The 7,538-nt window shown below is 69.9% G+C and carries 8 protein-coding genes; 5 read left to right on the forward strand and 3 right to left on the reverse strand.

Annotation, left to right across the window (positions count from 1 at the left end; translation table 11 throughout):
• Positions 1–869: acetyl-CoA C-acyltransferase (locus D0D37_RS44775; protein WP_116206645.1), on the reverse strand; the 869-nt coding region annotated here is incomplete at its 3' end.
• Between the two features lie 140 nt (positions 870–1,009).
• Between D0D37_RS44775 and mce the strand changes: the two genes are divergently transcribed.
• A complete protein-coding gene (gene mce, locus D0D37_RS44780) occupies positions 1,010–1,474 on the forward strand; it encodes a methylmalonyl-CoA epimerase (protein ID WP_116206638.1) in 465 nt (154 codons plus the stop codon).
• Between the two features lie 147 nt (positions 1,475–1,621).
• Here the strand turns inward: mce and D0D37_RS44785 are convergent, their stop codons facing one another.
• Entirely contained in the window at positions 1,622–2,215 is a 594-nt protein-coding gene (locus D0D37_RS44785; RefSeq protein WP_116206639.1) for a TetR/AcrR family transcriptional regulator, read from the reverse strand.
• Between the two features lie 31 nt (positions 2,216–2,246).
• Positions 2,247–2,615, reverse strand: a complete 369-nt coding sequence (locus D0D37_RS44790) for an SPW repeat domain-containing protein (protein ID WP_116206640.1) — start codon at positions 2,613–2,615, stop codon at positions 2,247–2,249.
• Positions 2,616–2,816: 201 nt separating this feature from the next.
• On the opposite strand from D0D37_RS44790, the gene ccrA reads away from it, so the two are divergent.
• From ccrA to D0D37_RS44810, 4 genes are all read left to right on the forward strand, one after another.
• Entirely contained in the window at positions 2,817–4,157 is a 1,341-nt protein-coding gene (gene ccrA, locus D0D37_RS44795; RefSeq protein WP_116206641.1) for a crotonyl-CoA carboxylase/reductase, read from the forward strand.
• Positions 4,158–4,259: 102 nt separating this feature from the next.
• Positions 4,260–5,552, forward strand: a complete 1,293-nt coding sequence (locus D0D37_RS44800; RefSeq protein ID WP_116206642.1) for a chromosome segregation protein — start codon at positions 4,260–4,262, stop codon at positions 5,550–5,552.
• Between the two features lie 57 nt (positions 5,553–5,609).
• Entirely contained in the window at positions 5,610–6,059 is a 450-nt protein-coding gene (locus tag D0D37_RS44805) for a universal stress protein (RefSeq protein WP_116206643.1), read from the forward strand.
• A 4-nt stretch (positions 6,060–6,063) separates the two neighbouring features.
• Complete coding sequence (locus D0D37_RS44810; protein WP_116206644.1) at positions 6,064–7,179, forward strand: adenylate/guanylate cyclase domain-containing protein; 1,116 nt, start codon at positions 6,064–6,066, stop codon at positions 7,177–7,179.
• Positions 7,180–7,538 lie beyond the last annotated feature (359 nt).

Here is a 7,538-nt window from a genome sequence, read left to right on the forward strand (position 1 = left end):
TGCAGGATCGCGTACGGACCGGCGACGACCCCGTGCGCGCCGATCTCGGCCAGCGGCGTGATGCCCAGCTCGGCCGCCTTCTCCGGGCTGGCCACGATCACCGCGGCCGCGCCGTCGGAAATCGGCGACGCCGAACCGGCGGTGATGGTGCCGTCCGGAGCGAACGCCGGACGCAGCTTCGCGAGGCTGTCGCCGGTGGTGTCCGCGCGCACGCCCTCGTCGGTGGAGAACACGACCGGGTCGCCCTTGCGCTGCGGGATCGACACCGGCGCGATCTCCTCGCGGAAGAACCCGGCCTCGATCGCGGCCGCGGCCCGCTGGTGCGAACGCGCGGAGAACGCGTCCTGCTGCTCGCGGGTGACGCTGTAGCGGCCGTTGTGCTTCTCCGTCGAAACACCCATCGCGACCTGGTCGAACGCGCAGAACAGGCCGTCGTAGGCCATGTGGTCGACGAGCGTGGTGTCGCCGTACTTGAAGCCCGCACGGGACTTCGGCAGCAGGTGCGGCGCCTGCGTCATCGACTCCTGGCCGCCCGCGACGACGAGGTCGAACTCTCCCGCGCGGATCAGCTGGTCGGCGAGCGCGATCGCGTCGAGACCGGAAAGGCAGACCTTGTTGATCGTCAGCGCCGGGACGTCCATCGGGATGCCCGCGGCGACCGCGGCCTGGCGCGCCGGGATCTGGCCCGCGCCGGCGGTGAGCACCTGGCCCATGATCGTGTACTGGACCTGGTCCGGGGAGACGCCGGCGCGCATCAGCGCGGCCTTGATCGCGATCCCGCCCAGCTGGGCTCCCGAGAAGTCCTTCAACGAGCCGAGCAGCCGCCCGATCGGGGTACGGGCAGCGCCCAGGATCACGGAACCGGACACGTCGTCCTCCAAAGCATCGGTGCACTGGCAGTGTTCCCACGATACGGCCTGGACGGGGTTCCCGGCGCGTCTTGATGGAGCCAGTGTGAGGGGGCGCACGCGGGGTTCCGCGAGGCCCGGCGGGGCTTATCCTCCCCGGTATGGACACCGAGCCCAGCGCATCCGTGCTCAAGCCCTTCGTGACCGCGATCGACCACGTCGGCATCGCCGTGCCCGACCTCGACGCGGCCATCGCCTTCCACCGCGACCACTTCGGCCTGGAGGTCGCGCACGAGGAGGTGAACGACGAGCAGGGCGTGCGCGAGGCGATGCTGCGCGCCCCGGGTACCGCGGGCACCGAGACGATGATCCAGCTGCTCGCCCCGTCCCGGGACGATTCGACGATCGCGAAGTTCATCGGCCGCAACGGGCCGGGCCTGCAGCAGCTCGCGCTGCGAGTGTCCGATGTGGACGCTGCCGCGGAGGCGCTGCGCGCGCAGGGACTGCGGCTGCTGTACGACGCGGCCAAGCGCGGGACGTCGAACAGCCGGGTGAACTTCGTGCACCCGAAGGACGCGGGCGGGGTTTTGGTCGAGCTGGTCGAGCCCGCCGCCTCCGCACACTGACCGGAGCGCGGGATGGCGAGTGCTTCGGCCACGGGCCACGGCGGAGCGAGTCGCCAGCGGGGCTAGCCGCGGCCGGGGCGGCCCGGCGGTGGCAGGGTCGTGAGTGGCAATCCCGGTTCTAACCGGCATAAACACTCACGAGCCTCTTCACACCGCAGACGCAGGCGGCTTGCCCTTAGCCGCCCGGGCCGACAGCGCGTTCGCCACGAACGTCAGCTCCCCGTCGAACTCCGCGGGTCGGTCGTCCCCGGTGTGCCGAGCCGTCGCGTGCCGGTGCGTAACAGCGCGCGCCAAAAGCCCGGACGCGTTGTCGATGTCCGCCCCGGCGAGCCGTCCGCCGGTCGAGGCCACGATCACCGACCGCATCAGCCGGACCAGTTGCTGGAACCGTTCCGACAGCGCGTCGCGGACCACGTGGTGTGTGTCGGCCTCGCGCCACAGCAGGTGCGAGAGGCCGAGCGAACCGGTGAACCGGCGGTCGAGTTCGCCGACCAGTCTGCGCAGGGAACCCGCCAGGTCGCCGGGGACGACGACCGCGGCGGGTTCGATGCGTTCGTCCGGCAGCCGGTCGACCAGCGCGGCCAGCAGGTCGGACTTGCGGCGGAAGTAATAGTGGACCAGGCCCTTCGGGACCCCGGCGCGCTCCGCGATGCGGGACGTCGGGGTCGCCTCGAAGCCGGACTCGGCGAACAGTTCCTCCGCCGCGCACAGGATCCGTTCTTTCGCCGAGTCGTCGGTCATGTCACCTTCCTCGCGGGGCTTCGTTGCCCCGTCAGTGCTGGCCCGCCATCCGGTGGGCGGCGTTGGCCTCCGGCATCGCGGCCGCGCCGGCGATGATCGTCAGCGCACCGCCGACCCAGGACGTCCACGACGCCCCGTTGAATTCCGTATACCCCATCACCCACGGCGCGATGAACAGCAACGCGCCGAGGACGATCTGCACGCCCTCGCCGTAAACCATGCTCGGCGTCGCGAGCGACACCAGGCCGTCGATCGCGATCAGCGCACCGAGGACCACCATCGTCCACACCATCGTGGTGTTCGTGCTCAGCCAAAGGGGTGAAAGAGCGGCGACAACACCAATCACGACCTCGGCCCAGTCATAGGGCCGCGTCCAGGCGCGCGTCGAGACTTCACTCATTCGTGCTCACCTCCGCCGGAAAAGAGCCGTTCAGGGAGATTTCCCACTGCCGACTATGCGCCTTGACTGGCCAGCCGGTCAAGATCCGTGCGTCACACTTCGACTCGTGTACGGGGTCTGCGTCTCGTACAGTGAGGCCCCCGGTTACCGACGAGTAATTTCGTCCTGTCGCGCGCCGCGACCGACCCCTGGAGGTTCCCGATGTCGCACCTCGACGAGATCCAGCAGGCGATCCTGAACGGCCGCCTCGACGCGATCGCCGAGCTGCCCGTGCCCGAGAGCTACCGGGGCGTCACCGTGCACGCAGACGAGGTCGACATGTTCGAGGGCCTCGAAAGCCGGGACAAGGACCCGCGCCGCTCGCTGCACGTCGACGACGTCCCGACGCCCGAACTCGGCCCGGGCGAGGCGCTGGTCGCGGTCATGGCCAGCGCGATCAACTACAACACCGTCTGGACGTCGATCTTCGAGCCGATCCCGACGTTCAAGTTCCTCCGCAAGTACGGGAAGCTCTCGCCGCTGGCCAAGCGGCACGACCTGCCGTACCACGTGGTCGGCTCGGACCTGTCCGGCGTCGTGCTGCGCACCGGCGCGGGCGTGCACAACTGGAAGCCCGGCGACGAGGTCGTCGCGCACTGCCTGAACGTCGAACTGGAAGGCCCGGACGGGCACAACGACACGATGCTCGACACCGAGCAGCGGATCTGGGGCTTCGAGACGAACTTCGGCGGGCTCGCCGAGATCGCGCTGGTCAAGGCGAACCAGCTGATGCCGAAGCCGGCGCACCTGACCTGGGAGGAGTCCGCCTCCCCCGGGCTGGTGAACTCGACCGCGTACCGGCAGCTGGTGTCGCGCAACGGCGCGGACATGAAGCAGGGCGACGTCGTGCTGATCTGGGGCGCGTCGGGCGGGCTCGGTTCGTACGCGACGCAGTACGCGCTCAACGGCGGCGCGATCCCGGTGTGCGTCGTGTCGAGCCCGGAGAAGGCGGAGATCTGCCGCAAGCTCGGCGCGGAGCTGATCATCGACCGCACCGCGGAGGGCTACAAATTCTGGAAGAACGAGAACGAGCAGGACCAGAAGGAATGGCAGCGGTTCGGCGCGAAGATCCGCGAGCTGACCGGCGGCGAGGACCCGGACATCGTGTTCGAGCACCCGGGCCGCGAGACCTTCGGCGCGTCCGTCTACGCCGCGCGCAAGGGCGGCACCATCGTCACCTGCGCGTCGACCTCGGGCTACATGCACCAGTACGACAACCGGTACCTGTGGATGAACCTCAAGCGGATCATCGGCTCGCACTTCGCGAACTACCGCGAATCGTGGGAGGCCAACCGGCTGATCGCGAAGGGCCTCATCCACCCGACGCTGTCGAAGACGTACTCGCTCGAGGAAACCGGCCAGGCCGCCCTTGACGTGCACCGCAACGCGCACCAGGGCAAGGTCGGCGTGCTCGCCCTCGCCCCGGAAGAAGGGCTCGGCGTCCGGGACGAAGAGCTGCGCGCGAAGCACCTCGACGGAATCAACGCCTTCCGCGGTGCGTGAGGGCAGGCCACCTGCCTCTTCGGTCCGGCCGCTCGCCGCACGAGCGGCCGGACCCCGTGGGTGCTCACCCGTCCGTGACCGCAGAGCGACTACGGTGGTGTCATGAGTCTTGGCGATGAACGCGAACTCGTGCCGCTGGGAGCCGGCTTCGACGTAGCGAAGCGGGGGTACGCCCGAGCGCAGGTCGACGAGCACTTGGAACGGCTCGACGGCGACCTGAAGATGCTCACCGCCGACCGCGACGCCGCCATCGCCCAGTCCGGCGACCTGGCCCGGCAGCTGGAAGTCGCGCGCGGCGAGATCGCCGATCTCCGCGGTCAGGTCGATCGGCTCGCGCAGCCGCCGACGAGCGTCGAGGGCCTGTCCGAGCGCCTCCAGCGGATGCTGCGGCTGGCGCAGGACGAGGCCGCCGACACGCGGGCCCGCGCCGAGGCCGAGGCCGGGCACATCCGGGCCAAGGCGGAGACCGACGCCAGCGCCATGCGCGCCCGGTACGAGCAGCTGCTCACCGAGCTTGACCTGCGCCGCAAGGAAATGGAAGCCGAGCACCGCAAGGTGCTCGAGGACGCGCGCGCCGAGGCCAAGCGGATCACCGACGAGGCCGAGGCCGAGCGCAAGAAGCTCGACGCGGAGTCCGAGGCCCGCCGCACCCAGGTCGAGGAAGACTTCGAGATCGCCATGGCCACCCGCCGCGCCGAGGCGATGCGCGTGCTGGCCGAGCAGGAAGCGGCGAGCAAGACCGAGGCCGAACGCCGAGTCCGCGAAGCCGCCGAGGACGCGGCCGCGATCCGGGCGAAGGTCTTGGAAGAGGAGACCGCCGCGAAGGCCGACATCGACCGTCGCCAGCGCGAATCGGTCGCCGACGCCAACAAGCGCCGCCAGGACTCGATCACCGAGGCCAACGCGCGCCTCGCGGAAGCGGCCGACGAGGCCCGCCGCCGCGTCCGCACCGCCACCGACGAGTCCAACCGCCGGATCACCCAGGCCAACGAGCGGGTCGAGGCCCTGCGCACGGTCCGGGCGAGCCTGGCCGAGCAGGTCCGGTCGGCGCGCACCGTGCTGGCCGAGGCGCAGCACGTGCTCGGCGAGATGGACGGCGAGGTGCCCGCGGACATCAAGGCCGCGGCCGACAAGCCCAACGGGTCCGGACCGAAGTCCGCCGCGAACGGCTCTCCGGCAGGCGGGTCGCAGGGCGGCGCCACGGCCGCGCAGAGCGGCAAGCCCAACACCCCGGCCGGACCGAATTCCGCTGGTCAGGGCAGCAAGAACGCCCCGGCGAACAGCGCGAAGCCCGCGGCGAGCGGCGACGTCGAGCAGACCGTCCGGCTGCGGACGTCCGACGTGCCCAAGCCGCAGCCGCAACCGCGTCCGGCGGGAAAACCGACTGGCGAGTAACCTTCCCCCGCGAAGGGGCCGCGCCGCCCCGCTGACCGATTCGCCGGGAGGTTGTGGATGGCTGTCTATCGGACTGTGGTGGTGGGCACGGACGGGTCCGACTCGTCCTTCGCCGCGGTGGACAAGGCCGCCGGGGTGGCTGCCGACGCAGGAGCGAAGCTCGTCGTCGTCTGCGCGTACCACCCGGCCAGCCGCCAAGACGTGGAACGCGCGCAGGACGAACTGGGCGACGAGGCCTACCAGGTGGTCGGCTCCGCGCCCGCTGAGGACACGCTCCAGTCCGCACGGGACCGCGCGGCGAAGGCCGGCGCCGCGAACATCGAGACGGTCGCGCTCGAAGGTCAGCCGGTCGACATGCTGCGGAAGGTCGTGAAGGACCGCGAGGCGGATCTTCTGGTGGTCGGCAACCGCGGCCTGAACACCCTGGCCGGACGGATCCTGGGCTCAGTGCCAGCGGAGGTGGCCCGGAAGTCGGGCGTCGACGTGCTGATCGTGCACACCACCTGAGGTCGTGGCCGATTCCTCCCGGGACCTGCAGCAGCGCCTGGAACGCGCCCTGCTCGGCGGTCCCCGCCGCTACACGAGGCTCGAAGTAGCGAAACGAGCCGGCGTACCCGAAGAACGCTCGCGCCGGCTGTGGCGGGCGCTGGGTTTCGCCACCGTCGAAGACGACGAGATGGTGTTCACCGACGCGGACGTCGAAGCCATGCGCATCGCCGACGGTCTGGTGAGCTCCGGACTGGTCGCGCCCGGCATGGAAGTCGCCGTGACCCGTGCCCTCGGCCAACATCTGTCCCGGCTGGCCGAGTGGCAGGTCCACATGCTGTGGGCACTGATCACCGACAACCCCGAACTGGCCCGCAGCGACCGCCAAGTCACTCGCCTAGTGGAACGCCTGCTCCCAGAGTTGGAGCAAGTACAAAACTACGTCTGGCGCCGCCACCTGGCCGCCTTCGCCGGACGCGCCTTCGCCAGCCCAGACGAGGACCTGGAGACGCGCGCCCTTGTCGTCGGCTTCGTGGACATGGTCGGCTACACGCGCTTCACGAGAGAAGCCGACGAGGAAGAACTAACCCAAGTCCTGGACGGCTTCGAATCCCTGGCTACCGAGGTCATCGCCGAACACCACGGCCGGGTCGTGAAGATGATTGGGGACGAGGTCCTCTTCGTCACCGACACCCCCGCGGACGGCGCGGAAATCGCCCTGACGCTAGCCGAACGCACCGGCGAAGACGGCGGCCTGCCCGCAGTCCGAGCAGGAATGGCGTCCGGGCGGGTGCTGTCCCGCTTCGGTGATGTCTATGGCTCCGTCGTAAACCTAGCCGCGCGACTCACGTCAGCCGCCAGGCCAGGAACCGTACTGGTAGACCGAGAACTGGCCGGGGAGTTGGAATCGCTACCCCAGTTCGACCTACGCACCAGACGCCCCATCGCAGTACGCGGCTACAACCGCCTCCGCCCCTCCGCACTCCGCAGGGCGAAGGACAAACCCACGGGCCGCTTCGCATCGTCTCAGCAACTGGCTGCGGAGATGCTAGGCCTAGGCGACCCCGCTCCGCCCGAAACCCCAGAACCAGACGACTTCCCGCCCCCCAACACCTCCCCCAAACGCCGCCGACGCCGCTAAACGTCCGTGAGGGGAACCCTCACGGACTCTGAGTCCCTCAGGGTTCCCCTCACGGCCCTCAACTGTCCGTGAGGGACCCCTTCACGGACTCAGATTCCCTCAAGGGGCCCTTCACGGACCACTCCGCCGCCGCCAAGGGGCCCTTCACGGACCGCCCCGCCGCCGCCAGACTGCCCTCCACGCCGCGACCACGCACCCAAACCGCAGCCGACGCACCAACACTCGAGGCACCCAGCCCCTCCCCCCCACCCCGCTACGAAGCGTCCCTCCGGTCTGGGTGTGCTTGTCCAGGCATCCTTCCCGCCTTGACAACCCCCCCCACACCGTCAGCTGCCCCTTATCCACCTCTCCGACCCCAC

It is taken from the genome of Amycolatopsis circi (genome assembly GCF_003385235.1).
Taxonomy (GTDB): domain Bacteria; phylum Actinomycetota; class Actinomycetes; order Mycobacteriales; family Pseudonocardiaceae; genus Amycolatopsis; species Amycolatopsis circi.

Coding starts and splice junctions, on each gene's coding strand:
- D0D37_RS44805 (WP_116206643.1), top strand. CDS start 5,610: ATGGCTGTCTATCGGACTGTGGTGGTGGGCACGGACGGGTCCGACTCG.
- ccrA (WP_116206641.1), top strand. CDS start 2,817: ATGTCGCACCTCGACGAGATCCAGCAGGCGATCCTGAACGGCCGCCTC.
- D0D37_RS44800 (WP_116206642.1), top strand. CDS start 4,260: ATGAGTCTTGGCGATGAACGCGAACTCGTGCCGCTGGGAGCCGGCTTC.
- mce (WP_116206638.1), top strand. CDS start 1,010: ATGGACACCGAGCCCAGCGCATCCGTGCTCAAGCCCTTCGTGACCGCG.
- D0D37_RS44785 (WP_116206639.1), bottom strand. CDS start 2,215: ATGACCGACGACTCGGCGAAAGAACGGATCCTGTGCGCGGCGGAGGAA.
- D0D37_RS44790 (WP_116206640.1), bottom strand. CDS start 2,615: ATGAGTGAAGTCTCGACGCGCGCCTGGACGCGGCCCTATGACTGGGCC.